Source organism: Paracoccus sp. (in: a-proteobacteria) (genome assembly GCF_046462195.1).
Lineage (GTDB): Bacteria > Pseudomonadota > Alphaproteobacteria > Rhodobacterales > Rhodobacteraceae > Paracoccus.
On sequence record NZ_JBKGUN010000009.1, the window covers coordinates 1 to 25,543 of the forward strand.

Consider the following 25,543-nt stretch of genomic DNA (forward strand, 5'->3'; position numbering starts at 1 on the left):
CGCGCCAGGTTCTGCTCGTCAAAGGACCAGTCGCGGTTGGTCAGCCGTGCGTGGCCGCCGCTGACGGGTCCTGCCACGGCGATGCACATGGACGAGACATGGGGCTGGTGCTGTTCGGCCATGAACTGCCGCACCACGTCGTCGAAGCTGGCGTAATCGTCACCCTTGAAGCGGGTGACGGTTGCCGGATCGATGGCCCCGTTGCGGGCGATCGCCAGCCGCGCATTGGTTCCGCCTACATCGCCCAGAAGCATTGCCATCGCCGTTCCCCTTGCCTCAGTTCAGCCTTTCACCGTCTGTAGGCGAGAAATACGACACTTTCGAGAGGTCGAATGCCAGCGGGAAGGGCTTGCGCGCCTGGACGGCACTTTCCGCCCGCAGGCGCGCCGTCACCGGCTTGCCGCCCAGATGGGTGACAGCGAACGTATCGGCACCCGCTGGCTCGACGATCTCGATCATGACGTCGCCGCCCGCACCCTGTGCAGTGCCGGGCAGATGGGCGTTGCCGGTGGCCTCGTGGATGTCCTCGGGGCGCACACCCAGCACGATCTCGGCCGGCAGGTTGCGTGCCACGGGATCGGTGATGACCAGGGGGGCTGCATTCGCGCGCTCGATCTCGATCCGGGTCCGGCCCGCCTCGGACCGGACGCGGGCCGGGATCAGGTTCATGGCGGGGCTGCCCATGAAGTCCGCCACGAACATGTTGGCAGGCTTGTTGTAGATCTCGGCCGGGGTGCCGATCTGCTGGATCACGCCGCCCTTCATGACGACGATCTTGGTGGCCAGCGTCATCGCCTCGATCTGGTCATGGGTCACATAAACGATCGAGGCGTTCAGGTCCTGGTGCAGCTTCTTGATCTCGGTCCGCATGCTGACGCGCAGCTTCGCGTCGAGGTTCGACAACGGTTCGTCAAACAGGAACAGCGAAGGGTCGCGGACCAGCGCCCGGCCCATGGCAACGCGCTGGCGCTGACCGCCCGACAGTTGACCCGGCTTGCGGTTCAGCAGCGGTTCGATCTGCAACTGGCGCGATACTTCGGCCAGCTTGCGCTCCTGTGTGGCCTTGTCGACGCCGCGTACCTTCATCCCGAAGGTGATGTTCTTTGCGACGCTCATGGTCGGGTAGAGCGCATAGGACTGGAACACCATCGCGATGTCGCGGTCCTTGGGCGAGACGCCCGTCACGTCGCGGTTCGCGATGCGAATGGCGCCGCCGGTGATGGGCTCCAGCCCAGCGATGCAGTTCAGCAGCGTGGACTTGCCGCAGCCCGACGGGCCGACCAGGACAAGAAAATCGCCCTCGTCGATGCTGATGTTGATGTCGTGCAGGATATGGGTTTCCCCATAGGCTTTCTGCAGGTGATCGATTTCGAGGATCGGCATGGGCTTATCCCTTGACGCTGCCGGCGGTCAGGCCGCGGATGAAGTATTTGCCGGCGACGACATAGACCAGAAGCGTGGGCAGCGCGGCGATGATCGCGGCGGCCATGTCCACGTTGTAGGCTTTGACGCCGGTGGTGGAGTTGACGATGTTGTTCAGCGCGACCGTCACGGGCTGGCTGCCCGGTCCGCTGAAGCTGACGCCGAACAGGAAGTCGTTCCAGATCTGCGTGAACTGCCAAATAACCGACACCGTGATGATCGGCAGCGAGATCGGCAGGAAGATCGACCAGAAGATGCGGAAAAAGCCGGCACCGTCCACTTTGGCCGCCCGCACCAGTTCCTGGGGGATGGTGACGTAATAGTTGCGGAAGAACAGCGTGGTGAAGCCGAGGCCATAGATGACATGAACAAAGATCAGGCCCGGGATCGTGCCGGCCAGCCCCATCAGCCCCAGCATCTGCGCCATGGGCAGCAGCACCACCTGAAAGGGAATGAAGCAGCCGAACAGGATCGCTGCAAAGAGCAGGTTTGCGCCGCGGAACCGCCACTGGGCAAAGACATAACCGTTCAGCGCCCCGATGATGGTGGACAGCAGAACCGCCGGCACCGCCATCAGCACGCTGTTCCAGAAGAAGGGCCGCAGGCCCTCGCACTGGGTGCCGGCACAGGCAGTGGACCATGCCTCGGCCCAGGGGGCGAAGGTCACCTCGCGCGGCAGGGCCAGAAGGCTGCCGGTGCGGATCTCCTCGAGGCTTTTCAGCGACGTCGTCAGCATGACGAACAGCGGCATCAGGTAAAAGGCCGCGAACAGGATCAGGATGCCGTAAAGGCCCCAGCGCAGCAGGGTGTTACTGGTCACGGCCTTACTTGTCATGGCGCGGCCTCAATTCGCTGTAAAGATAGGGAACGACGATGGCGAAGATCACGCCCATCATGATCATCGCGCTGGAAGCCGCCTGACCCAGATCGCCGCGCGAGAACGCCATCGCGTACATGTAGGTCGCGGGCAGGTCGGTTGCATAACCCGGTCCCCCGCCGGTCAGCGCGATCACCAGGTCGAAGGCCTTGATGGCCAGATGCGCCAGCACGATGAAGGCCGACAGGAAGATCGGCGCCATGGTCGGGATGATGATCGCGGAATAGATGCGGTGCGTCGGGATGCCGTCCACCTGCGCGGCGCGGATGATCTCGGTGTCCACGGACCGCAGACCGGCCAGGAACAGCGCCATCACGAAGCCGGACGCCTGCCAGACAGCGGCCAGGACGATGGTATAGATCGCCATCTCGGGCCGGATCAGCCAGTCAAAGGTAAAGTTTTCGAATCCCCAGCCGCGAACCGCCTGCTGGATGCCCAGCCCGGGGTTCAGGATCCATTTCCACGCGGTGCCCGTCACGATCAGCGACAGCGCCATCGGATAAAGATAGATGGTGCGCAAGACGCCTTCGGCCCGGATCTTCTGGTCCAGGAAGATGGCCAGCGCCAGGCCGATCACCATCGAGATCACGATGAACAATCCGCCAAAGATGAACAGGTTGTTCATCGCCACGTCCCAGCGCGGTGCCGCGAACAGCCGTTCGTATTGCCCGATCCCGTCCAGCTCGTAGCGCGGCATCAGGCGGGATTTCGTGAAGCTGATCCAGGCGGTCCAGGCGATGAAGCCATAGACGAAGACCAGGATCGCCACGAAGGACGGCGCCAAGACGAACTTGGGCACGTTGCGTTCAAGCCATTCCATGTCGGATAAACCCCTAAAGAAAAACCCCGCGCCCTGGTCTTTCGACCGGGCGCGGGGCTGTCAGGCCACGATCACATCGCGTTGGCGACGGCGTCGGCCAGTTGCTGCACGGCGTCTTCCGACGACATGTCGCTGTTGAAATGCGCCGTCACCACGTCGGTAATCGCACCGGCCGGCGCGCCGCGCAGCGCCATGCCGTGGGCATAGGACGGCAGCAGCGATCCGTCCTGGGCATCGGCGTTCATGTCCTGGTTCGACTGCTTGGCGCAGTCGTCGAACTCGTCCAGCGCCACATCGGTGCGCGCGGGGATGGAGCCCTTGTTCAGGTTGAAGGTCTTCTGGAATTCGGGACCCATGATGAGCTTGGCCAGCAGGGCTTGGCCTTGCTGCTTCTCCTCGCCCTCCAGTTCAAAGAAGGCAAAGCTGTCGACGTTGTACAGGAACCCCTCGCCCGGCGTGGGTGCGCAGACGAAATCGACGCCCGGCTGCTTGCCGGCGGCCAGGAACTCGCCCTTGGCCCAGTCGCCCATGATCTGGAAAGCAGCCTCGCCGTTCATGACCATTGCCGTGGCCAGGTTCCAGTCCCGGCCCGAGAAGTTCGGATCGACATAACCGCGGATGGTCCGCATCTCGTCGAAAACCTGCTTCATCGTGTCAGACGTCAGCGCCTCGGGGTCCAGATCGACCAGCGCCTGCTGATAGAATTCCGGCCCACCCAAGCCTAGGACCACCGTTTCGAAGATGGTTGCGTCCTGCCAGTTCTGGCCGCCATGGGCCAAGGGGGTCACGCCAGCGGCCTGCAGTTTGTCGGCAGCGGCGTTGAATTCATCCCAAGTGGTCGGCATGGCGATGCCGTGCTCGTCCAGGATCTGCTTGTTGCCCCAGATCCAGTTGACGCGGTGCACGTTCACCGGTGCGGCGCACCACTGGCCGTCGCATTTCATGTGCTCGGCGATCTGTGCGGGCAGGACATCGGCCCAGCCGTTCTCTTCGGCGACCGCGCCGATATCGGCCAGACCGGTTTCCTCGTACCATTCCTGGATTGCCGGACCCTTCAGCTGCACGGCGGTCGGGGCATTGCCCGACAGGACGCGGGCACGCAACGCGGTCATCGCGGCATCGCCGCCGCCGCCGGCCACGGGCATGTCGGTCCAAGCGCCGCCTTCGGCAGCGAACTGTTCCTGCAGGACGGCGACGGATTTCGCCTCTCCGCCCGAGGTCCACCAGTGCAGCACTTCGGCAGTCGGCTCGGCCATGGCAGGGGCGGCCAGCATCATGGCGGTCGAGGCCGCCAGAACGGATTTGATATTCATGGATCCTCCCAGATCATCTTGGCGCAGGGTCGTGGCCCTGCGTGTGCGTCGATCATGCCAAAGGCTTGGGCATTCGGGCAATGCGGGTCAGGCCTCCGTTCCGAAGATTTCGCAGCGTCACGTTACAAACTGTTACGAAGCGCACCCGGCCGATGCTAAAGCCGCGCCAGAGGAGGACGGGATGAGCCTGCATCGTCTGCTTGTGGTCGAAGATGACGCCGAGATGGCAGCCATGCTGGCTGCCTATCTGCAACGCCACGGCTTTTACGTCACCCGCGCGGGCGACCGTGTCGGTGCACTGGCGGCGCTGAAGGCAGGGCGGGTCGACCTGATTTTGCTGGACGTGACCCTGGGTGCGGATGACGGCGTCGCGCTCTGTGCCGAAATCCGGCAGGCGCAGGACGTGCCGATCATCATGGTTTCGGCATTGTCTGCCGATCATCAGCGCATGGCGGGATACCAGGTCGGGGCCGACGATTATATTGCCAAACCCTTCAATCCCGACCTGCTGCTGGCACGCATTCGGGCCGTGCTGCGGCGCGCCGGCCGCGCGCCCAGCCTGACGCACCGGCGGCGCGACAGCGTGCTGCGCTTTGCCGGATGGTGCTATGACGCGCGGCGTGACGAGGTGACGGCGCCGGGCGGGTGGCAGGTGTCCCTGTCCGGGAGGGAAACGGCACTGTTGCGCGTCTTCCTGGCCAACCCGCTGATCCCGCTGACGCGCGAGGAGATCGCCGCCGCGCTGGACGATGACGAAGCCGCTGGAGGGCGGGCCATCGACATGCTGGTCGGGCGCTTGCGGCAGAAGATCGATCCGGCGCTGATCCGGACCGAGCGCGGCACCGGCTATGTCCTGGCGGCCGAAGTCGCGCATGATCCGGTCTAGCCGTTTCAGCCTGCGGATGCTGGGCAGCATCTGGGTCATCTGCGCCATGGTCGCGGGCGGGGGCGCGGTCTGGTTGTGGATGAGCAGCGACGCGGCGTGGCGCGGACATCTGGACCGGGCCTATATTGCCGGACTGGCGCTGCATGACAGCGTGGAAAACGGCAGCGCCCTGCCCCCCGGCCTGTCGATGGCCCAGTTGCGCGAAGCGCCGTCCGTGCCGCAAGGCTGGCGCGAGACGGTGATCACGCTGACCGGAGGCGGCCGTCCGGACCTGACGCGGGGCGCGCGCCTGTCGGTGCGCATCCAGTCTCCGGACATCCTTTATCCGGCAACCGAGGTTGAAAGCTTTGGGGGCGGCAGCCAGGCGGCAGGACTAGCCTCGATCACGCGGACGTTGGCACGGTTCTGCAGCGACCCGCGCCTGTTCGTGCGAACGGAAGACGGTCTGTGGACCCGCATCGACGGAGCCCCGGTCTGGGGCTGTGCTGCCGCACCACCCGATCGTCGGTTGCTGGCGGGATTGGCGGGGCTGGGCGCCCTGGGCCTGTTGCTGGGCTGGGTCGCGCAGGTGTCAGGCGCCTTTGCCACTTTTGCCGCGGCCTTGCGCGACCATCGGGCGCGAAACGCCGCCTTGCCCGTAGGCGGGGTGGAAGAACTGCGCAAAACGGCCGAGGCGGTGAACGCCTATGTGGCCCAGGACCGCGCCGCGTTGGAAAACAGGGCGATGGTCTTGTCGGGCGTCAGCCATGATCTTGGGACGCCTGCGACGCGTTTGCGGCTGCGCAGCGCCATGATCGAGGATCCCGACCTGCGCGAACGGCTGGAACGCGACATTGACGAGATGACGACCATGATCGACGGCGTGCTGACCTATACCCGCGCCGAGATCGGGTCTGAACCGTTCCGTCGCCTTTCCCTCACTTCGCTGGCCGAGGCGGTGGTGGCCGATTATCAGGATGTAGGTCTGCCAGTTTCGCTGCGTGGCGCTTCGGCCCGGTCGGCGCGGTCGGGAACGCTGTTTGCCCGTGCCACGACCCGGCCATCCGCCGAGATGCATGCGGTCCTGATGCGGGGTCAGCCGATCTCGCTGCGGCGCGCGCTGTCGAACCTGATCGATAATGCATTGAAATACGGGCGCGCTGCTGTCGTGCTGGTCGATGGCGATGCAGACACGGCCTGGATCACCGTGACGGACCGTGGCTCGGTCCTGACGGAGGAGGATCTGTCGCGTCTGACCGGAGCCTTTCAGAGAGGCGATAACGCAGGCGCCGCGACAGGGGTCGGACTGGGTCTGGCCATCGTTTCGACCATTGCCGCACAACATGGCGGACAACTGGAATTTCACCGGGCTCCGGAAGGACTTGAGGCCCGCTTGGTCCTGTGTCGACACTGGGCCTGACCCAGCGTCACCGGAACCGAGTCAGCAAAACCTGCGTTTTCCCTTCGAATACGCATTGACAAACACATAGAAAGGCCTTGGACCATGACCCGCACCGCCCACCGCATTGCCCGTCTTGGCATTGCCGGCAGCGTCGCACTGCTGGTGGCCATGCCTGCCCTGTCTGCCAGCCGTCCCGATCAATCTGTCCAGGGTTGGAGCGCGATGCAGGGCATCGACCCTGCGACCCTTCTGTCGCAGGTGCAGACGATGCCCTTGTCTGAACAGGCCATTGACGATCAGCCTTATTGCGCCAGCGACGCCGAGATCGCTCAAACACTGACGCAGGATTTCGATGAAGAGCCTGTCAATGTCGCCGGTGCCGGCGGAACCGAGCTTTGGGGTTCAGACCTCATGGGCACCTGGACGCTGGTCGCCGCGCGTCCGGATGAAACCAGTTGCATCATCGCGTCCGGAATCGGCTATAGCGACGAAAAGAGCGCCGAAGCCTTTTATACGGTGGCGGGCCTGTAATCAGCCCACCCGGCGCAGGAAGGCACGCGTGCGATCATCCTGCGCATTTCCAAAGATCTGCGACGGCGGGCCTTGTTCGACGATGCGCCCGCCTTCCATGAACACGACCCGATCTGCGATCTCGCGTGCGAACTGCATCTCGTGCGTGACGATCAGCATGGTCTGACGACCATCGGCAATGCGGCGGATCAGGTCCAGCACCTCTCCAACCCATTCCGGGTCCAAGGCGCTGGTCGGCTCGTCGAACAGCATCAGGTCCGCATCCAGCGCCATCGCGCGGCCGATTCCGACACGCTGCTGCTGCCCCCCCGACATGGCGGCAGGATAGCTTTCACCGCGATCCGCCAATCCGATCTGCATCAGGATGTCGTCTGCCTTGGTCCGTGCTTTGTCCTGTGGCCAGCCGCGAACCGTCGTCAGCCCTTCCATGATGTTCTGCCGCGCGTTCTTGTTGGCAAAAAGGGCATAGTTCTGAAAAACGAAGCCCGTCCGCCGACGCAATGCCAGCACGTCGCCACGGCTGGCCCGGGCGGCGTCCACCTTCAGGTCCCCCAAGCGGATCGTCCCTTCCTCCGGCCGATCCAGAAAATTCAGGCAACGCAGCAGCGTCGATTTGCCGGTTCCCGAAGGCCCGATGATCGCGACACGCTCGCCCGGTTCGAGGCAAAGGTCGATCCCGTCCAGCACGGTATTGGTGCCGAAACGCTTGACCAGCCCGGTAATCTCGATCTGGCATTTCATCGCGCCACCGCCTTTCCCAGTCGTGTTTCCAGCCTGCGCTGCCCGACCGACAGTGTTTCGACGATCACCCAGTAGAACAGGGCGACCACAAGGAAGGCTTCCAGATAAAGAAAGCTGCCCGCAGCCTCTTTCTGCGCCGCGCCCATCATCTCGGTCACCCCCAAGGTAAAGGCCAGTGATGTGCCTTTGATCATGTCAATGAAGTAGTTCATCAGGGTGGGGGCCGCCGTGCGCGCGCCTTGTGGCAGGATGATGCGCCGCAGCAACTGGCCTTGCGTCATGCCGACCGATTGCGCGGCCTCCCACTGGCTGCGGTCCACCCCCAGGATCGCACCACGGATGCTTTCGGCCATATAGGCCGAAAAATGAAGTGTCAGCCCCATGATGGCCGCCGTCACCCCATTGATACCAGTCAGGACGGGAAAGACCTGTGGCAGTCCAAAATAGAACAGGAACAGCTGCACCAGCAGGGGGGTGCCGCGAAAGAAGCTGATGAAAAGGGCCACGACCCGATCCAGTACGGGCACGCGCAGCACCCTTACGATGGCCAGCACTGATGCAAGCGCCAGAGCCGCCACCATCGCGATCACCGCCATGAACAGTGTCAAGGGAATGTATCCGGCAATGATCGGCGCCAGATCCAGCATGTAGGCGGTATCAAGAGGCCGCATGGATTATTCGGCCGCGGGCGCGGTCACATCGGCATCAAGCCATTTCTGCGAGATCTCGGACAGGGTGCCGTTTTCCTTCAGCACCGTGATGGCAGCATCCACGCGGTCGCGCATGGCCTGACCTTCGGCATCGTTGCGGAAGGGAAGCGCGTTCCGGATTTCAGAAAACGGCTGTCCGGCCAGCGCCAGCGGCAGCGGGCTTTCCGCGATGACCTGGCCCGAGGACACGCGGTCCATGACAAACGCATCGACGCGGCCAAGCGCCGTGTCCTGCTGGAGGTTGCTTTCATAGGTGCGGATGTCGATCTCGTCCGCATAGGGCAGTTCACGCAACAGTTGCTCGAAATTCGAACCAAGATTCACGGCCACCGTCTTGCCCTTGAGGCTTTCCGGACCGGTGATCTGATCCTCGTTGCCCGCGCGGGTGACCACCTGCGCGCCATCGTAAACATAAGGCTGGGTAAAGGCGAAGGCTGCCTCGCGCTCGGGCGTGATGGTGATCTGGTTGGCGACCGTATCGATCCGGCCCGATTCCAGTGCCCCGATCAGGCCCGAAAAGGACATCGTCACGAACTCCACCTCATCGCCGGTTTCCTCGGCAATGGCGCGCAGGAAATCCACTTCGAAGCCCTGCAACTCGTCGCCACGGGTGAAGGTGAAGGGAAAATAACCTCCCGACATGCCAACACGGATTGTCTCGGCAGCGGCAGGCAGGGCGGTCGTCAGGGCCAGAACGGCGGCGATGGCAATCTTGTGCATCGGAATCTCCTTTGTCTTGTTGGCCCTTAGGTGCGGGCTTGAGGGGCGTATCACAAGTCGGAAACCGGAAATAAGCATGGCATCATCGCAAGGACCTGTCGGGCAGGACAAGCCCTTGACGGGTAACGGCAGGACCGGAACATCGTTCCCTTCCGGAACTTTGCCGGCCCGGCCGATCACGACTTGTTCCCTTTCCCTTTCGCCGTCACTGTGTCAGGAATCCTGTCGAATTCCGGTCCGCGAAAGGTTTCCGTCATGTTCCGCCCCCTTTCCACCTCGGCCATCGCCCTGATCCTGACTGCCGCTCCGGGTCTGGCCGATGTCACCCCGGCGCAGGTTTGGGAAAACCTCCGCGCGAGCTTTCAGGACATGGGCTATCAGGTCCAGGTCGGCAGCGAAGACAACTCGGGTCAGCGGCTGACACTGAACGAGGTCACCTTGTCCTCGACCGACACGGATGCGGCCGACATGACCTTGACCATGCCCGCCATCGTGCTGGAGCCGGCGGATGCAGGCAGCGTGCGTTCCGTCATCGAGGGACAGATGCTGCTGACCATGCGCAACCAGGAGACCGAGGGCGAGGACGTCGGTTTTCGCATGACTCTGGATGCCCCGGGTAACGAAACGATCAGTTCCGGCACCCCCGAGGCCATGGATCATCGTTATGTCGTGCCCAGCCTGACGGCCGAAGGGCGCGCCCTGGATGACCAGAACGAGGTTCCGGTGACGCTGGCCCTGACGGATGCGCAGGGCAGCCAGCAGGTTCGCCGCGCGCAGGACGGCAGCAGTCAGCAGGTCAACGATCTTCGCGTCGCCGGCATGGAGATGTCCATCACCGGTACCGGCCCGTCCCCCGTGGAAGGGGCCGAGGACGCCACAGACCGCTTTTCAGCCCGGTTTTCGTTTCAGGACCTGGCCTTGGCCGGAACGGGCGCCTTTCCGGGCAGGGACATCGACTTCAACACCGATCCGGAGGCCGCCCTGCAGGCCGGAATGGCCGGCGATGGCACCTTCCGGAGCGGTCCGCTAAAGGGTACGTTCGAAGCGGCCACGACCGACGCCGAGGGGCAGGTCCAGAACAGCAGCGGCAGCGTCGAGGCCGCCAGCGGGCAGCTCGCCGTGTCCATGAGCGCCGAAGGCCTGACCTATCGGGGCAGTGCGACGGATATGCAGACCCGCATCACCTCGTCTGAGATGCCCTTTCCGATTGCCTATGCCGCCAAGGAAAACACCTTCAACCTGACCGTGCCCGTTGTTGCATCCCCCGAACAGCAACCCTTTGCCCTGTCCTATGGCCTGACCGGATTGACGATCGACGAGGCAATCTGGCAGGCGCTCGACCCGCAGGGCACCCTGCCCCGCGACCCGGCCAACCTGATGATCGATCTGGAGGGTCAGGCGGTCGTGACGCAAAGCTTCCTTGACCCCAACTTTGCACCAAGCAAGGAAGCGACCGAAGGCGAAGAAGCGCCCCCCATGCCCTTCCTGCCGCGCAGCCTGGCCATCAAGGACATCTCGGTGGATGCCGCCGGCAGCAGCGCACAGTTTGCGGGGGATCTGGAATTCGGTGACGATCCCAGCCAACCGGTCGGCACGATCACTGGTCGCTTTGCAGGCGTGAACGGGTTGATGGACAACTTGGTCGCAATGGGCGTCGTGCCGCAGGAACAGTTGATGGGTGTTCGCATGATGATGGCCATGTTCGCCCGCCCGGTCGAAGGGGAAACCGACCGTCTGCAGACCGAGCTTGAATTCCGCGAAGGCGGCTCGATCTTTGCCAACGGCCAGCAGGTCCGCTGAGCCTGCCCTGTCAGAACCCCACGGCCGGGACGCTGACGCCCGGCCTTCGCCCTTCTTGCACCCCGAGTTCCGCATGACCCAGAACGCCGCCCATCCCGATCGTTTGAAACATCTGGCCGAGGCGCTGGTCGAGGCGGCGCGCCGTGCCGGTGCCGATCAGGCCGATGCCTTGGCAGTGGATGGCCGGTCCGTTGGTATCGACGTTCGTGCCGGCGGTCTGGAACAGGCCGAGCGCGCGGAGGGTCTGGAAATCGGGCTGCGGGTGCTGATCGGTGGCAGGCAGGCGGCGGTCTCGTCCTCGGACCACCGGGACGAGGCGATTGCCCAGATGGCCGCCCGTGCCGTGGCCATGGCCCGCGAAGCGCCCGTGGACGACAACCTGGGCTTGGCCGATCCGTCGCAACTGTCCGACCGGCGGGACGCCAAGGGGTTGGAGCTTGCCGAAGATGCGCCCGAGCCCGAGCCCGCAGCCCTGCAGGACATGGCTCTGCGGGCCGAGGCGGCCGCCCTGTCCCTGGATGGCATCTCGCAGGTCGAAAGCGCCAATGCCACCTACAGCCACCGCCGCATGTGGCTGGCGGCGTCGAACGGATTTTCGGGGGGATACGCCCGCACCGGCCACGCTCTGTCAACCGTCGCCATCACCGGCGAAGGATTGAAGATGGAACGCGATTATGCAGGCGAGTCGCGCGTCTTTGCGGCCGATCTGCCCAGCCCCGAGGACATCGGGCATCTGGCGGCGGAACGGACGCTGGCGCGGGCCGGGGCGCGGAAACCCCCAACCGGAGCATTTCCCATTCTTTACGATCGCCGCGTTTCGGCGTCATTGATCGGGCATCTTCTGTCGGCCGTAAACGGATCGGCCATCGCACGGGGCGCCAGCTGGCTGCGCCGCGATCTGGGCGAAGCTGTCCTCCCCGAACGGATGGACCTGATCGAGGACCCGCTGCGGCCCCGTTACCCTTCTTCGCGTCCTTTCGATGCGGAAGGTCTGCCCACATGTCCTCGCAAGATCGTGGCGAACGGCGTCCTGCAGGGATGGACGCTGGATCTGGCCACCGCGCGCAAGCTGGGAATGAAAAGCACGGGTTCGGCCGCCCGTGGGCTCGCCTCGGCCCCTGCCCCGGGTCACAGCAATGTGGTCCTGACGCCGGGTGCGTTCAGCCAGCAGGACCTGATCGGTCAGATGGGTCGGGGGCTGATCGTGACCTCGATGCTGGGGGCTTCGATCAACGGGACGACGGGCGATTATTCGCGCGGCGCGGCCGGGTTCTGGGTCGAGAACGGCCAGATTGCCTATGCTGTCAACGAATGCACCATTGCCGGCAACCTGCGCCAGATGCTGATGACGCTGATTGCCGCCGATGACGCACTGCCTTGGCGCGGAACCGAGGTTCCCAGCCTGCTGGTGGAAGGCGTGACTGTTGCAGGCGCCTGAGGCCGACCTGGAGCTGCTGGCGGCCGGCGCCATGGAGGCTGGCCGCATCGCCATGCGCTTCTGGCGGCAAGATCCGGTGACCTGGGACAAGGACGACAATGCAGGCCCGGTGACCGAGGCCGATCTTGCGGTCAACGACGCCCTGGAATCCAAGCTGATGGCCGCGCGCCCAGATTATGGTTGGCTGTCCGAGGAAAGCGAGGCAAACCCCGCCCGGCTGGACGCCGAGCGCTGCTTCATCATCGACCCGATTGACGGCACCCGGGCCTTTATCGACGGGCAGGAAGGCTTTTCCCATTCGCTGGCCATCTCCGAAGGTGATCGGATCATCGCGGCGGTGGTGCATCTGCCGGTGCTGCAACTGACCTATACTGCCTTTGCGGATGGACCGGCCTTGCTGAACGGCCGGCCCATCAAGCCTACCGATGCCGATGTCGAAGGTGCCCGCGTGCTGACCTATCGCGCCGTATCGGATGCGCAGAACTGGCGCGGCCCGTTGCCCCGATTCCGGAGGGAGTTCCGGTCCTCGCTGGCCTGGCGGCTCTGTCTGGCCGCCGAAGGTCGGTTCGACGCGGCCCTTTCGCTGCGTGCAGCCTGGGAATGGGACATTGCGGCCGGCAGTCTGATAGCAGAGTGCGCAGGCGCACTGGTCAGCGACAGACGGGGACAACAGATGCGCTTCAACAGCGCGCGAGCGCAGGTCGACGGCTTGGTCGTTGCCGGTCCCCGGCTGCACCGCCAGTTGCTGGACGCGCTGGCCTAGAACAGCGGTGGCAGGTCGTAAGGGTCGCTTGCGGCAGGCCGCTGCGTGGCGATCGTCCTGCCGGGGCCCGACAGCGTCGCGATCTGCTGGGCCAGCAGCGAGATGGCTTGGCCCGCTGCTGCCGCTGTTCCCGCCGCATCTGCCGAAACCATCGGCACCGCGATGTCAAAGCTGCGCACGTGGTTCGAACCGCTGCCCGAAAGCCCGTCATCGGAAACGAAATAGCGTCCACTGAGGCGGTAGCTGTTGTCGGCCTGAGCAAGGGCACGTTCCACCCGCACCTCCAGCACCCGTGACGGAGGCTCGGCCAGGGGCCATGGCTCTCCGATCACCGTGGCACCTGATACTTCGCCGATCGCACGGGCAAGGGATGTCGTGAAAGCACGCGAAGGATTATCCGCCCACAGGTTGTCGGGATTAGACCGGACCGCCCCATCCGGAGTCTGGAACGCAACCTCCTGATTGGAAGCATATTCCGGCAGCGACACGTCCTTCAGTTCTGCCGTCCCGATCCGATTTGGAACCTGTACTCCGGCCGTGGGAGGATCGATCAGGAAGCGACCTGTCTTTTCAGGATCCGAGCATGCTGCCACAAGAAGAGTTCCCAGAAGGGCGATCAAGGGCAGGCGAAGCGGAGCAGGAGGCAGCGTCATGTCTATCGTCCCAGTATAAAGGCGCGGGGGTTGCGTTCGATCAGCCGCGCCAGCGATCCGAAGGACTCGGTTGCGCGGCGCAGTTCGCGGATGGCCGCGTTCACTTCGTTGTTGAAGGCCGACCGGTTGCCATAGCTAGCGAACAGATTTTCCGCCCGACCGGCGGTGGCCTGCAGGCGCTGGATCAACTGGGGCAACTGCTGAACTGAACTGGCAATCTGATCGGCAGCCGCGGCTGCGGAGTTCAGCGCGTTGTTCAGGCTGCCCGCGGCATCCCCGCCCCGCAGGTCATTCAGAAGTCCCGTCGCAGCCTCCAGCGTGTTCGACAGGTTGCGGGGCAGTTGTTCGGCATCCTCGCTGCCCAGCATCGAGCGCAGGTCGGCCAGGATGCCTTCAGCCTGCAGGCTGATGCCGGCAAAGTCGAATTCCTCGACCGCGGCGGCGGCGGCATCGATCTGATCGACAAGGGCAGGCACATCGGTCGCGGCCGCGGAAACGGCCGTAAAGGCCTCGGAGGCCTCGTTCAGCATGCGCGCCAAGGTCTGGCCGCTGTCAGCGGCGCGCAGATCGCTGGTGATGGAGCCAATATCGGCCAAGGCCGTGCCACCCTCCTCGATGGCGCGGCGCAGGACGCCGGGAAGGGCCCGCGTGTCCTGCGCGCTGGCCAGGGCCGTGATGCTGTCCAGCGTGTCGCGGGCCGCGTTCAGCAGTTCTTCGATCGGCAGATTGCCGATGCGCTCGACCAAGCCCTGTGCGCTGGCGGTGAAGTTGTCCAAATCGCCCTCTACCGAAGGCAGAAGCGGATTGGGCCCGGTCTCCAGATCAATGGTGGCCGGCGCTGGATCGGGAATCTGCACCAATTCGACCATCAGCGAGGTGCCAAGGAAACCCGTACTGGCCAGCCGGGCCCTGAGTCCCTCGGCAACCTCCTTGGTCAACAGGGCAAGGGCATCCTCGGCAGAGGCATTTTCGGGCAGACCCAATCTGCGGGGAGATACGGCCAGTGTCACAAGTTGGCGCACTTGGGAGGCACCCTGCTCATCTTCCTGGATCGAAACGGCGATGTCGATCACCTGGCCGACCCTGAGGCCCTGGAACTGGACATCCGCGCCACGCGCCAGACCCTGCACCGAGTCGTTGATCAGCATCCCAAGGCGCAGCCGGTCAGTGTCATCGCTGGCAAACAAGGTGTTGCGAGCCGTGTTCTCGTCAGCTTGGACAACAAACTCCTGTCCCGGCTGGATGGGGTTTCCGCCGCTGACGATGGTGTCGAAGGCAACGCCACCCTGCAGGACCGAAGAAAGCGAATTGACGTTGAAGGCCACGCCCTGAGCACCAAGCGACAGCGAGAAGCCTGACGTGTCCCAGAAAACACTGGTGGTCGTCAGCCGCGCGTCATGCGGAGCCTCGACAAAGGCATCCGCCAGCACACGGTCGTCCGCGTCAGACAAACGGATATTTTCGACCCGTCCCACCTCGACGCCCCGAAAGAGAACCGGAGCACCCTCGTTCAGGCCGTCGGCACTGTCCATCGACAGGGTGACCCAAGTGCCTGGCTGGTCGCTGCGCACAAGGGGCGGGCGATCCAGCCCGACGAACCGATCAGTCGGAACCGAAATTTCTGAATCCCAATAGCCTTCGATGAAAGCCCCTGTCAGGACCGTATCCAGACGCGTGACACCTTGGGCGGTCACCTGCGGGCGCACGATCCAGAATGCGGCCTCGTTATCGATAAACTGGGCAAGATCGGCATCGATCCTGATGGATACCACCACCCGGGACAGATCCTCGGTAAATTTGACAGCCTCGACCCGACCGACGGTGATTTCGCGGAAACGCAGGGTCGTGTCGCCTGCCGTGATTCCGGTTGCGTCCGCAAATTCAACCTCGATGATCGAGCCGCGATCCCGAAAAGCGTTCCAGGCGATACCCAGAGTGACGATCAGTGCGATGATCGGCACGATCCAGATGACATTGACCCCCGCCTGTGCCGCCCGGGCAGCGGTCTTTCGCACCGGGCTGGCCGGTTTCAGGGGCGGGGGCATGTCACTCATCGGGTCGGGATCCTTGATCGTCGGACGCAGTCTGGCTCCTTGACCGCAAGGGCAGGCCCCGCCAAATCAATCGTGCGTCGAAACTCTGCGCAGAAAGCATGGTGAAGGCAACAGACAGCGCAAAGGAGACCGCTGCGGGACCCGGATGAATCGAGGCGACGAAACCCAGTTGCACCAGTGCCGACAGGATAGCCACGACGAATACGTCGATCATCGACCAGCGACCAATAAATTCCACCACCTCATAGACCTTCAGGCGGGTATGGGCCTGTTCTGGCGTTGCCGGACGACCCGCGACCGTGGCCAGCCATGCAATCGAAAGGAACTTGCCCACGGGCACGATGATTGAGGCCACGAACACGATGATCGCGATGTCATAACTGCCGTGGTGGATCAGTTCGGCCACACCGCCGAGGATCGTGGCCTCGGAATTGCCTGCAAGGCCGGCAAAGGTCTGGGTGCGCATCATCGGAAAGACGTTCGCGGGAATATAGGCGATCAGGCCGGCCAGCCACCACGCCCACACCGCCTGCAGGCCCCGCCGGTCCGGTGGCACCAGCGCTGCCCCGCAACGGTGGCATTGCGGCTGATCCTCGGGCCAGACGCGACCACAGCTGTGACAGCCGACCAGCCCGGCGCGATGTGCCGTCAGGACAGGGCCATGAGGATGCGGTTCGGGAAGGCTCATGCATCGGCCTTGGCGGGCGAGGCAGGATCGGGTCCGGGGCCCGGGTCGGCGAATTCAGTCTGCATTCCTGAGTCCTCGATCGCGTCCCAGATCGATGTCTGGCACATGAACGCCCGCGAGGCGAGATTCACGAAGATCAGCGCGCAAAAGGCCCAGAAAGCCGGGCCCAGCTGCACCGTCGCCAATCCGGCCACCTTGACCAGCGCCACCGCCGTGCCGATCACGAAGATCTCGGCCATGGACCAGGGGCGCAGCACCTCGGACCAGCGGAAGGCGCGCGCGGCCTGACGATACGGGGGACGTCCCTGCGCCAGCGGAGCCAGCGTATAGACCAGCAGGAAGGAGCGGATGATCGGCAAGCCGATGATCATTGCCAGCACCGCCAGAACCAAGGGCAGCAGAACCCCGTCGGCAAAGGCCAGTGCGACGTCAAAAAGGGAGCTGGCGTTGCCGAAGCCCATGGTCGAAACTTCCAGAAAGGGAAAGAACACCGCCCCCACCAGCAGCACCATCGAGGTGAAGGACAGCGCGATCAACTGGGCAAAGGCGCCGTCGCGCGGCTTGGCCAGGACGGTGCCGCAGCGGATGCAGCGCGCGGTTTCGCCCAAGTCCAGCTCTTCCTCGACATGCAGGGCATCGCAGCGCGGACAGGCCATGAGCCCTCGCCCGGTCTTCAGATCATAGGATGTTTCGCGTTCCATTCCCGAAAGATAGGCCCGTCAGGTGCAGGCGCAAGCATCTGTCGTTTAAGGCACGCAGAATTGCGCGGCCACCGCGGCTTCAGTGCCGCGATCCGGCCTTGGCAGCCGAAGTGAGCACGACCTGACGAGGGCTGTTCCCGGCAGCATGATGGGTTTGTGCCAGCCTGAACGACAGCGACAGCTTGTAGGAACTGGCTTCTTGCCGGGCCTTGATTTCTCCCTCCAACTGCATCGAGAACGCCTCGATGAGCTGGCTGCCAAGGCCGGAACCGCCGCGTTGAGGACGATCCCCTGTCGAGTTCTCGATTTCGAGCAGGCCGCGTCCGGGCTCGGGTGCGGTGAGGGCGATGCGGACCCAGGCCTCGGCCCCTCCCGGTGCATCGGCGTATTTCAGGGCGTTGGTGAAGGCTTCTGTCGCCAGAAGGGTCAAAGGCACGGCCTGATCGGGCTGCATGGCCAAGGGCTGGATGTTGAGGCTGACACGAAGGTCCCGGCCGCTGCCTTGCGACACACTGGTCAGCTGCGAGATGATGTCGGAGATCAGCTGATCCGCTTCGACCGCGTCCAGCTGTTCAGCCTGATAAAGGTTGCGATAGATGGTCGCCAAGGCCGCCACCCGATCCTGAACCGAGCGGAGAACACGCTTGGCATCGGGATCATCGATCAGCCGGCTCTGCATGTTGATGATCGACGCGATCAGTTGCAGGTTGTTCTTGACGCGGTGATGGACCTCTTTCAGCAGCACGGTCTTTTCCGAAACCGCCTGCTCCATCGCCTCTTCGTCCCGGATCAGGATGCGGGCCATGTTATGGAAGGTTTGACTGACGTCGGCGATTTCGGTCGGAGCGCCTTCCAGCACCGGAGGCGCGCTGTCACGATTGCCGATGGCAAAGCGACGCATCTGTCCACGCAGAACAGTGATGTGGCGCAGGACCAGCCTGAAGACCGCAAAATAGGCCACTGCAAGCGAGACGACCCACAAGGCAACCGGGAGCAGCACTGCGCCAAAGCGCGACAGCTGAAACACCCCTACGCCAGCTGTCTGTGGGCTCCAACTCCCCAAGGCATATACCAGTCCGGGAACGACCGGCACGACGGTAAAGACGCGGTTTTCGCCATTGTTGGCCCGGGCCCGGAATGTGGTCTCTCCTTGGCCCAGCAGGCTGACCAGAGGCACATCGTGAGGCAGCAGGGCCTCGGAGTCGGCCGCGGCTCCGTCGGCATTCAGGATTTCGCCCAGGTTGTTGAAGGTCAGGATTCGCGCGCCTTCGGTCCCGAAATCCATGGCATGGGTCGAGCGAAGAAGCTCTTGCGACAAAGAAACGGCGGTGAAACCCAGAAGCTCGCGGTCGCGGTAAAGAGGCTGCATCACCACGACGACGGCTTCCTGGCTGATGGGGCCGTTGGCCAGGGAAATCACCGTTGTCATCGGCGCCTGAGCGAAACGCTGCACGAAGGACAGATCCGAAAGGTCCAGTTCCAGTGGCGCGGGTACCCCGGAATTGCACGTGGTTCTGCCATCCAGTCGAACAAAGGCTGCCTGATTGTAGGTGCCGCTGCGCTGGACAAAGTTGCGCAACCTGTCCGAACAATCGAACGGCCGGTCGAGACTGTCCAGAACCGCGGGTCCCAAGGCGTCTGCCGATCCCAGGGCACTTTGCAGAAGGGCACGTTCACCGGCTGCGGCAGAGGCGGTCCGTCCCAGAAGCGCGATTTCCGCACTGCGTTCGGCCTGTCGGGAAAGATGCAGGTTCTGGACCAGTGAGATCAGGCCGATGGGAAGGATGGCGACCGAAAGGAGGCCGCCAAGGCGAAAGCCGAGGCGGCGCGTGAAATCCAGTCGTTCGGTGAACCGTCGCAGCACCGGCCTCGCCTCAGCGAGAGCTGAAGTTGTTCTGCGCCATCACGGCAAGGGTGGCCTGATCAGTCATGTTCAGCTCTTCCCCTTGTTCCAGGTGCAGCAACTCGGCCAGCTTGCGGCGGCCTCGGTTTGCACGGGACTTGACGGTGCCGACTGCCACCCCGGTCATGTCGGCGGCTTCCTCGTAGGAAAAGCCGGAGGCGCCGACCAAGATCAGGGCTTCGCGCTGCTCATCAGGCAGTTTTTCGAACGCTACCCTGAAATCCTTGAGCGCAAGGCGGCCATCGTGGTCGGGACGGGTTGCCTGACGCGCAGCATGGATGCCGTCGCTGTCGCTGACCTCGCGCTTGGTCTTGCGTCGCGCGGAGTAGAACGTGTTGCGAAGGATGGTGAACAACCAGGCGCGCAGGTTCGTGCCTGCCTGAAACTTGTCCATGTTGGTCCAAGCCTTGACGATCGTGTCCTGGACCAGGTCATCGGCTGCAGCCCCTTCGCGCGTCAGCGACAACGCAAAGGCACGCAAGGCGGGCAGGTGATCCACCAGCTGATCGCGTGGGTTGGGCATCGCGAGATTCGTCATAGGGAGTGGACACCGTCAATCAGGAGGGCGCAGGGCCGGAACGTGTGCAGCAGGGTCATTGCTGATCCTGAAGTTTTTTCAGCAGCTCAAGAAACCGATCCGGAATCTCGTCTGTCGCATCCTGTTCGTAAACGCGTTTGAGGTTCTCGTCGATCTGCTTTTCCACTGCCGCTCTCCGACGGTCATCTCGCTTCGGTGTCATATTCGTGTTAGTCCCGACATTCTTGTGCGCACTGGATGCAACCGATAGGGGGTCATGATGGTTCCTTGCAATATACGAATTAAGAGGACTGTGTGATGACTGCTGCCGACCTGGCAAATTCAATCGGGCGCGAGCTTCCGTTCCTGCGCCGCTATGCACGTGCCTTGACCGGCAGCCAAAGTGCCGGCGACAACTATGCGGCCGCCACACTGGAAGCCATTCTGACCGACCGTTCGGTCCTGAGTGGCGAGGATGACCTGCGTATCGGCCTGTTCAAGACCTTTCATGCCATCTGGCAAAGCTCGGGACAGCCCGTCGAAGATGCGGACATGAGCGCCCGCGAGCGGACTGCCCAAAGCCATCTGAAAGGTTTGACCCCCAATTCCCGTGAAGCGCTGTTGCTGCGCACCATCGAGGAACTGCGGACGGACCAGATTGCCCGTGTGATGCAGATCGATGCGGCCGAGGCAGAAGAACTGGTCCAGATCGCCCTGAACGAGATGGGCAACGCTTTGCGCGGCAAGGTCATGGTCATCGAGGATGAAATGATCATTGCCATGGACATCAAGGGCATCGTCCAGGCGATGGGCCACGAGGTCACGGGCGTCGCCCGCACCCACACGGCTGCGATCGAACTTGCCGGCAAGTACCGCCCCGACCTGATCCTGGCGGATATCCAGTTGGCCGATGGGTCCTCGGGAGTGGATGCGGTGAACGAACTGCTGTCCAGTCTGGGTGATATCCCGGTGATCTTCATCACCGCTTTCCCCGAGCGTCTGCTGACAGGAGACCGGCCTGAGCCTGCTTTCCTGATCTCCAAGCCTTATAGCGAGGAGCAGGTTCGCTCGGCCGTCAGTCAGGCAATGTTCTTTGCCTCGACCGAAGGGCTGGAGGTCTGAGAACCGGTATCGGAGATGAGACGGGCGCCCCAAGGGGGCGCCTTTTTCATTTGGCCTTTTCAGCCAGTATCTCGTCAAAGCCGCGACGTGCCTCGCGGGCCGCCCGCAACCGGCGGCGGCGCGCCATTTCGACATTGATCAGCGCGCCCAGCAGCACCGAGAATCCGGCCAGATAAAACCACATCAACAGCGCGATCACGGTGCCGATCGAGCCGTAAAGCCGATTATAGCTGTTGAACGCACCCAGATAGGCCGAGAAGGCGATGGACCCTGCCGACCACAGCACGGCCGCGAAGAAGGCCCCACGCGTGAAGATCGGCGTTCGCGGCGTCTTCACATTGGGACCATAGCGGTAGAGGATCCCGATGGTCAGGATGACCAGAATGAACATTCCGGCCCAGGGAAGAGCCGTGACCAGCAAGGACCGCACCGGGGCGACCACGAAAAAGTTCAGGAGGAGTGGCACGATCACGATGGTCGCCAAGCCCGCCAAGGAAATTCCCACGATGACCAGCGTCAGCGCATAGGCCAGAACAAAGCCGAAGATCGTCGAATGGGCCCGAACTCCGTAGGCTGCGTTCAGTCCTCGAATCAGTGCATCCACGCCGGCGCGTGCCGCGATCGTCGCAATCAGAAAAGACACAAAGGAGGTCCAGCCGACCGCGGTCTGCCCATTCGAGGTCAATGTCTCGACCTGATCGTCCACAATCTCGGAAGCCCCTCCCGGAAGAAATTCATGCGCCACGTCCACGTAGGTCAGAATAACGGCAGGATCGAACCACAGACTCCACAAGGCGATGATGGCAGCGAGGCCGGGAAAGACGGCGAACATGGCGTAGAAGGCAACCCCGGCCGCGATCAGCGTCATGTGGGTCTTGTCCATCCGTTCGAAAACGGCGGCCCAGAACGACCCAAATTCGCGCATCCAGTCCAGCATCCAGCCCCGCCTTGCATTTAGGTGAGAATGTGCCCTGCTGATACCTGACGCAAGACTGTCGTCAGGAGGAAGAGTAGCGCGACCAGACGGAGACGTCGCCCAGTTTCGCCACAAAGGCGGCATGTGCCTCGGCTTCGACCACTGTCAGGCGGGAGGGCAAGGCACGAGGTCGCGGCGCCCGAGGTTGCATGGGTCCATCGGCGCTGACCTTGTTGGAGACGGATTGCCCGGGCTGGCCCAGAACCAGATCCGGTTGGCGTCCTCCAATCAGTTCAAGGTAGACCTCGGCCAGAAGTTCGCTGTCGAGAAGGGCCCCGTGGAGATCGCGTCCCGAGTTGTCCACGCCGAAGCGGCGGCAAAGCGCATCCAGCGACGAGGGTGAGCCCGGAAACTTGACGCGCGCCAGGGCGAGCGTGTCCAAGGCCCGTGACCAGGGGAGGACAGGATGTCCTGCACGCTTCAATTCGGCATTCAGGAATTTCATGTCAAAGCTGGCATTGTGGATGACCAACTTGGCGTCTTCACCAATGAAATCGATGAAAGCTTCGGCGATCTCGGCAAACTTGGGTTTATCCCGCAGAAAGTCGTCGCCCAGTCCATGAACGTCGAAGGCCTCTTTCGGCATCGACCGTTCCGGATTGATATAGACGTGGAAGGTGCGGCCGGTCGGCAGGTGGTTCAGCAGTTCGATGGCCCCTATCTCGACGATGCGATCCGCGCCCTCGGCTTCGAAGCCTGTGGTTTCAGTGTCCAGAACGATCTCACGCATGGGGAATGACCTCGTTGATGATACGGATGACGGCTGCACGGGCGCCGACCATAGTGTCGGTCGGAATGATCCAGTCAGCGCGCGTCCTCTTTTCCGCATCCGGCATCTGCCGTGCAAGGATCATCTGCAGTGCCTGCGGAGTCATGCCTGGCCGCGCCAGCACACGGGCGCGTTGCGTGTCACCATCAGTGGTCACGACAGCGATGCCATCAACATTTGGCGACGAGCCGCTTTCGAACAAGAGCGGGATGTCCAGCACCACCAAGGGCGCGTCGGAATGCCGCGCAATGAAACTCTGCCGGTCCTTGGCCACAAGCGGATGCACAAGACCTTCGAGACGCGACAAAGCATCAGGATTCCTTGACAGCAGAGCCTTGAGGGCTGAGCGATCGATGCCACCCTTTGCCAAGCTTTCGGGAAAGGCCGCAGCGACAGGGGCAACGGCCGCTCCTCCGGGCGCATAAAGGCGGTGGACCGCTTCATCCGCATCCCAAACGGGATGACCAAGATCGCGGAAGATCTGGGCGGTGGTGGATTTCCCCATCCCGATGCTTCCGGTCAGCCCCAAACGAAAGCTCATGAAAGGGCGATCCTGCGGGCTTCGTCATCGACATCAGGACGGCGCCCGAACCAGCGTTCAAATCCCGGGGCCGCCTGGTGCAAGAGCATGCCCAGCCCGTCGACCACCTGGCAGCCATGGGCCTCCGCCTCGACCAGAAACGGTGTCATCAGCGGCGTATAGACCAGATCGGTGACCAGAGCGTCGGGCGAAAGCGCGTCCAGCGGCACGCGCAGCGGCTGCTTGCCATCCATGCCCAAAGAGGTGGCGTTGACCACGGTTGTCGCCCCCTCCAGCATGTGCCCGACCTGCGCCCAGTCATAGACAACAAGGCGCGCTCCGAATTCGGCCTTGATCTGTTCGGCACGCAACCGCGTACGATTGGCGATCCGCAGTTCGCGGACCCCGCAATCCAGCAAGGAGGCGACGACAGCTCTCGCGGCGCCTCCTGCTCCTATGACCGCGGCCGGTCCCTGATCCGGTTGCCAGTCGGGTGCTTTCTGACGAAGATTTGCGATGAAACCATAACCGTCCGTGTTGTCCGCGTGGATCTTGCCGTCCGGGCGAAAGATCAGCGTGTTCGCGGCTCCGATCAGCGCAGCGCGGTCGGTCACCGTGTCGGCCAGTGTCAGCACGGCCTCCTTGTGGGGAATGGTGACATTGGCACCGACAAAACCGGCACGCGGCAGGATCCGCAGAACCTCGGCCAAATGCTCGGGCGCGACCGGGAGCGGGATGTAATGTCCGGGGAGGCCGTAACGCGCCAACCAGTGCCCGTGCAGACGGGGCGACCGGGAATGGGCAATGGGCATGCCGATGACACCGGCAAGCGGTGCGTGGCGGACGGGGCTGACAGAAGAAGCGTCATTCATGGGCGCCTAAACTCATCACTGAACAATTCTGTCCCGAAGACTAGGCACCAAGACGAAGAATAAGAAGAGAAAAACAGCCCTCGATCTGCAGGTCCGTGGCGACGGGCTGCGCTGTGGACAAGTCGCAGGGGGAATCGGGTCGAGGCTTGGAGACAAGAGCGTCAAGTGAAATGCAGTGCCGGTTTTGGCCTGCAACGAAAACAGAACAAGGCGGACTTCTCAACAAGAGTACAACTTAGATGTCCGAAGGACCGAATCTGTGGACAGGATCATCTCCTGCAGATTATCCGCCAACTTATCCACATTGGATATCTATGTTTGCAAACATTTTTCTGTGCTTGGGGGCTCTCATCTACAGGACTATCCACAACGCCTGATTCTGGGGATCCGAGGGTGGAACAGACTCGCAATCCCCTTGTCCACAGCCCCTACTTCAACAACATTCCTTTCTCTTTTCTTTCTATTTAAGAGAAGGAAACGAGAGGTTCCGATGTTCGACTGGCTTGCCCTGATCTATCCTTATGTGAAGGCTTTTCACGTGATGGCGGTGATTTCTTGGATGGCAGGGCTGTTCTATCTGCCGCGGTTGTTCGTTTATCACGCCGAACGCGGCGTCCATGGCAGCGAACCCACCGGCAGTTTCGTCATCATGGAAGACAAGCTGCTGCGGCTGATCATGAATCCGGCCATGATTGCGACGTGGCTCAGCGGCCTGACGCTTGTCATGACACCCGGCATTGTCAGCTGGACGATGACTTGGCCTTGGGTCAAGGCGGGCTGCGTCCTGGCGATGACTTGGTTTCACATGTGGTGCGCCCGTGAGCGCAGGCTGTTGTCGAACGGAGCCAAGCAGACCGGTCGGCGATACCGCTTGATGAACGAGGTGCCGACGCTGCTGATGGTCGGCATTGTCAGCGCGGTCATCATCAAGTTCTGAGCGAAAAGATTGACTCGTGAGGCGAGGAGGCTTATCAGCCGCGCAACCCCGGCCGTCCGGTGCGGGATTCTCCGAACACTTGCCTTGTGCCATCCGATCTGACGGAGTGGCCGAAAGTACGCGCAGCCATGACTGAAGAACGCCTTAACCTTTCCGAACTGAAGGCCAAGAGCCCGGCCGATCTGCTGTCGATGGCGGAGGAATGGGAAATCGAGAACGCCTCGACCATGCGCAAGGGCGAGATGATGTTCTCGATCCTCAAGGAGCATGCGGAAGAGGGCTGGGACATCGGCGGCGAAGGGGTGCTGGAGGTTGTGCAGGACGGCTTCGGGTTTCTCCGCTCGCCAGAAGCCAATTACTTGCCAGGTCCGGACGACATCTATGTCAGCCCTGATATGATCCGCCAGCATTCGCTGCGTACAGGCGACA

The 25,543-nt window shown here is 62.9% G+C and carries 28 protein-coding genes; 9 read left to right on the plus strand and 19 right to left on the minus strand.

The features are described from left to right. The 5 genes from ACLHHB_RS00480 to ACLHHB_RS00500 form a co-directional block, all read right to left on the minus strand. On the minus strand, positions 1 to 260 hold a 260-nt coding region (locus ACLHHB_RS00480; protein ID WP_410216311.1), incomplete at its 3' end, for a glucokinase. 16 nt (positions 261 to 276) lie between these two features. Continuing rightward, a complete protein-coding gene (locus ACLHHB_RS00485) occupies positions 277 to 1,383 on the minus strand; it encodes an ABC transporter ATP-binding protein (RefSeq protein ID WP_410216312.1) in 1,107 nt (368 codons plus the stop codon). 4 nt (positions 1,384 to 1,387) lie between these two features. Continuing rightward, positions 1,388 to 2,257 carry a carbohydrate ABC transporter permease gene (locus tag ACLHHB_RS00490; protein WP_410216313.1) on the minus strand — a complete coding sequence of 290 codons (870 nt, stop codon included), beginning with the start codon at positions 2,255 to 2,257 and terminating at the stop codon, positions 1,388 to 1,390. Then, the gene (locus tag ACLHHB_RS00495; protein WP_410216314.1) at positions 2,247 to 3,119 is read right to left on the minus strand and encodes a carbohydrate ABC transporter permease; all 873 of its coding nucleotides are present in this window, start codon (positions 3,117 to 3,119) and stop codon (positions 2,247 to 2,249) included. The genes ACLHHB_RS00490 and ACLHHB_RS00495 overlap by 11 nt, the downstream gene beginning before the upstream one ends. A gap of 71 nt (positions 3,120 to 3,190) precedes the next feature. Then, complete coding sequence (locus tag ACLHHB_RS00500) at positions 3,191 to 4,432, minus strand: ABC transporter substrate-binding protein (RefSeq protein WP_410216315.1); 1,242 nt, start codon at positions 4,430 to 4,432, stop codon at positions 3,191 to 3,193. A gap of 181 nt (positions 4,433 to 4,613) precedes the next feature. Between ACLHHB_RS00500 and ACLHHB_RS00505 the strand changes: the two genes are divergently transcribed. The 3 genes from ACLHHB_RS00505 (at position 4,614) to ACLHHB_RS00515 (ending at position 7,230) form a co-directional block, all read left to right on the plus strand. Next, a complete protein-coding gene (locus ACLHHB_RS00505) occupies positions 4,614 to 5,318 on the plus strand; it encodes a response regulator transcription factor (RefSeq protein WP_410216316.1) in 705 nt (234 codons plus the stop codon). Continuing rightward, positions 5,305 to 6,717, plus strand: coding sequence for a sensor histidine kinase (locus ACLHHB_RS00510; protein ID WP_410216317.1), 1,413 nt, complete (start codon positions 5,305 to 5,307; stop codon positions 6,715 to 6,717). Before ACLHHB_RS00505 ends, ACLHHB_RS00510 begins: the two co-directional genes overlap by 14 nt. An 84-nt stretch (positions 6,718 to 6,801) precedes the next feature. After that, complete coding sequence (locus tag ACLHHB_RS00515) at positions 6,802 to 7,230, plus strand: hypothetical protein (RefSeq protein ID WP_410216318.1); 429 nt, start codon at positions 6,802 to 6,804, stop codon at positions 7,228 to 7,230. Here the strand turns inward: ACLHHB_RS00515 and ACLHHB_RS00520 are convergent, their stop codons facing one another. Genes ACLHHB_RS00520 through ACLHHB_RS00530 form a run of 3 tightly spaced genes read right to left on the minus strand, consistent with a single transcriptional unit; the run spans position 7,231 to position 9,401 of the window. Then, a complete protein-coding gene (locus ACLHHB_RS00520; RefSeq protein WP_410216319.1) occupies positions 7,231 to 7,971 on the minus strand; it encodes an amino acid ABC transporter ATP-binding protein in 741 nt (246 codons plus the stop codon). Next, positions 7,968 to 8,642, minus strand: coding sequence for an amino acid ABC transporter permease (locus ACLHHB_RS00525; RefSeq protein ID WP_410216320.1), 675 nt, complete (start codon positions 8,640 to 8,642; stop codon positions 7,968 to 7,970). The genes ACLHHB_RS00520 and ACLHHB_RS00525 overlap by 4 nt, the downstream gene beginning before the upstream one ends. A 3-nt stretch (positions 8,643 to 8,645) precedes the next feature. Continuing rightward, the gene (locus ACLHHB_RS00530; protein WP_410216321.1) at positions 8,646 to 9,401 is read right to left on the minus strand and encodes an amino acid ABC transporter substrate-binding protein; all 756 of its coding nucleotides are present in this window, start codon (positions 9,399 to 9,401) and stop codon (positions 8,646 to 8,648) included. A 255-nt stretch (positions 9,402 to 9,656) separates the two neighbouring features. On the opposite strand from ACLHHB_RS00530, the gene ACLHHB_RS00535 reads away from it, so the two are divergent. The 3 genes from ACLHHB_RS00535 to ACLHHB_RS00545 all read left to right on the plus strand — a co-directional run bounded on the left by ACLHHB_RS00535 (position 9,657) and on the right by ACLHHB_RS00545 (position 13,402). Then, positions 9,657 to 11,201, plus strand: coding sequence for a DUF2125 domain-containing protein (locus ACLHHB_RS00535; RefSeq protein WP_410216322.1), 1,545 nt, complete (start codon positions 9,657 to 9,659; stop codon positions 11,199 to 11,201). Between the two features lie 73 nt (positions 11,202 to 11,274). Further along, on the plus strand, positions 11,275 to 12,639 hold the full coding sequence (locus ACLHHB_RS00540; RefSeq protein ID WP_410216323.1) for a TldD/PmbA family protein: 1,365 nt from the start codon (positions 11,275 to 11,277) through the stop codon (positions 12,637 to 12,639). Then, on the plus strand, positions 12,626 to 13,402 hold the full coding sequence (locus ACLHHB_RS00545; protein ID WP_410216324.1) for a 3'(2'),5'-bisphosphate nucleotidase CysQ: 777 nt from the start codon (positions 12,626 to 12,628) through the stop codon (positions 13,400 to 13,402). The genes ACLHHB_RS00540 and ACLHHB_RS00545 overlap by 14 nt, the downstream gene beginning before the upstream one ends. Here ACLHHB_RS00545 and ACLHHB_RS00550 read toward each other — a convergent pair. The 7 genes from ACLHHB_RS00550 to ACLHHB_RS00580 form a co-directional block, all read right to left on the minus strand. Next, positions 13,399 to 14,055 (minus strand): membrane integrity-associated transporter subunit PqiC, encoded by a 657-nt coding sequence (locus ACLHHB_RS00550; protein ID WP_410216325.1) that lies wholly within the window; start codon positions 14,053 to 14,055, stop codon positions 13,399 to 13,401. The two genes, ACLHHB_RS00545 and ACLHHB_RS00550, sit on opposite strands and share 4 nt — an antisense overlap. 2 nt (positions 14,056 to 14,057) lie before the next feature. Continuing rightward, positions 14,058 to 16,109: an intermembrane transport protein PqiB gene (locus ACLHHB_RS00555; protein WP_410216326.1), complete on the minus strand. Its 2,052-nt coding sequence runs from the start codon at positions 16,107 to 16,109 to the stop codon at positions 14,058 to 14,060. Further along, a complete protein-coding gene (locus ACLHHB_RS00560; RefSeq protein ID WP_410216327.1) occupies positions 16,102 to 16,797 on the minus strand; it encodes a paraquat-inducible protein A in 696 nt (231 codons plus the stop codon). The genes ACLHHB_RS00555 and ACLHHB_RS00560 overlap by 8 nt, the downstream gene beginning before the upstream one ends. Then, positions 16,794 to 17,498 carry a paraquat-inducible protein A gene (locus ACLHHB_RS00565; protein ID WP_410216328.1) on the minus strand — a complete coding sequence of 235 codons (705 nt, stop codon included), beginning with the start codon at positions 17,496 to 17,498 and terminating at the stop codon, positions 16,794 to 16,796. Before ACLHHB_RS00565 ends, ACLHHB_RS00560 begins: the two co-directional genes overlap by 4 nt. A gap of 79 nt (positions 17,499 to 17,577) precedes the next feature. Continuing rightward, on the minus strand, positions 17,578 to 19,362 hold the full coding sequence (locus tag ACLHHB_RS00570) for a sensor histidine kinase (RefSeq protein WP_410216329.1): 1,785 nt from the start codon (positions 19,360 to 19,362) through the stop codon (positions 17,578 to 17,580). 10 nt (positions 19,363 to 19,372) lie between these two features. After that, complete coding sequence (locus tag ACLHHB_RS00575) at positions 19,373 to 19,924, minus strand: RNA polymerase sigma factor (RefSeq protein ID WP_410216330.1); 552 nt, start codon at positions 19,922 to 19,924, stop codon at positions 19,373 to 19,375. A gap of 70 nt (positions 19,925 to 19,994) precedes the next feature. Beyond that, complete coding sequence (locus ACLHHB_RS00580) at positions 19,995 to 20,105, minus strand: NepR family anti-sigma factor (RefSeq protein WP_410216331.1); 111 nt, start codon at positions 20,103 to 20,105, stop codon at positions 19,995 to 19,997. A gap of 131 nt (positions 20,106 to 20,236) precedes the next feature. Between ACLHHB_RS00580 and ACLHHB_RS00585 the strand changes: the two genes are divergently transcribed. After that, positions 20,237 to 21,040 carry a response regulator gene (locus tag ACLHHB_RS00585; RefSeq protein ID WP_410216332.1) on the plus strand — a complete coding sequence of 268 codons (804 nt, stop codon included), beginning with the start codon at positions 20,237 to 20,239 and terminating at the stop codon, positions 21,038 to 21,040. Between the two features lie 46 nt (positions 21,041 to 21,086). Here the strand turns inward: ACLHHB_RS00585 and ACLHHB_RS00590 are convergent, their stop codons facing one another. From ACLHHB_RS00590 to ACLHHB_RS00605, 4 genes are all read right to left on the minus strand, one after another. After that, positions 21,087 to 21,977, minus strand: a complete 891-nt coding sequence (locus ACLHHB_RS00590; RefSeq protein WP_410216333.1) for a YihY/virulence factor BrkB family protein — start codon at positions 21,975 to 21,977, stop codon at positions 21,087 to 21,089. Positions 21,978 to 22,038: 61 nt separating this feature from the next. Continuing rightward, positions 22,039 to 22,746 carry a DNA polymerase III subunit epsilon gene (dnaQ, locus tag ACLHHB_RS00595; protein ID WP_410216334.1) on the minus strand — a complete coding sequence of 236 codons (708 nt, stop codon included), beginning with the start codon at positions 22,744 to 22,746 and terminating at the stop codon, positions 22,039 to 22,041. Beyond that, positions 22,739 to 23,326, minus strand: coding sequence for a dephospho-CoA kinase (coaE, locus tag ACLHHB_RS00600; RefSeq protein WP_410216335.1), 588 nt, complete (start codon positions 23,324 to 23,326; stop codon positions 22,739 to 22,741). The genes dnaQ and coaE overlap by 8 nt, the downstream gene beginning before the upstream one ends. Continuing rightward, complete coding sequence (locus ACLHHB_RS00605; RefSeq protein WP_410216336.1) at positions 23,323 to 24,177, minus strand: shikimate dehydrogenase; 855 nt, start codon at positions 24,175 to 24,177, stop codon at positions 23,323 to 23,325. Before ACLHHB_RS00605 ends, coaE begins: the two co-directional genes overlap by 4 nt. A 490-nt stretch (positions 24,178 to 24,667) precedes the next feature. Here ACLHHB_RS00605 and ACLHHB_RS00610 point away from each other — a divergent pair, with 490 nt between their 5' ends. Beyond that, positions 24,668 to 25,114: a CopD family protein gene (locus ACLHHB_RS00610; protein ID WP_410216337.1), complete on the plus strand. Its 447-nt coding sequence runs from the start codon at positions 24,668 to 24,670 to the stop codon at positions 25,112 to 25,114. Positions 25,115 to 25,242: 128 nt separating this feature from the next. Next, a partial coding sequence (locus ACLHHB_RS00615) for a Rho termination factor N-terminal domain-containing protein (protein ID WP_410216338.1) occupies positions 25,243 to 25,543 on the plus strand: 301 nt, incomplete at its 3' end.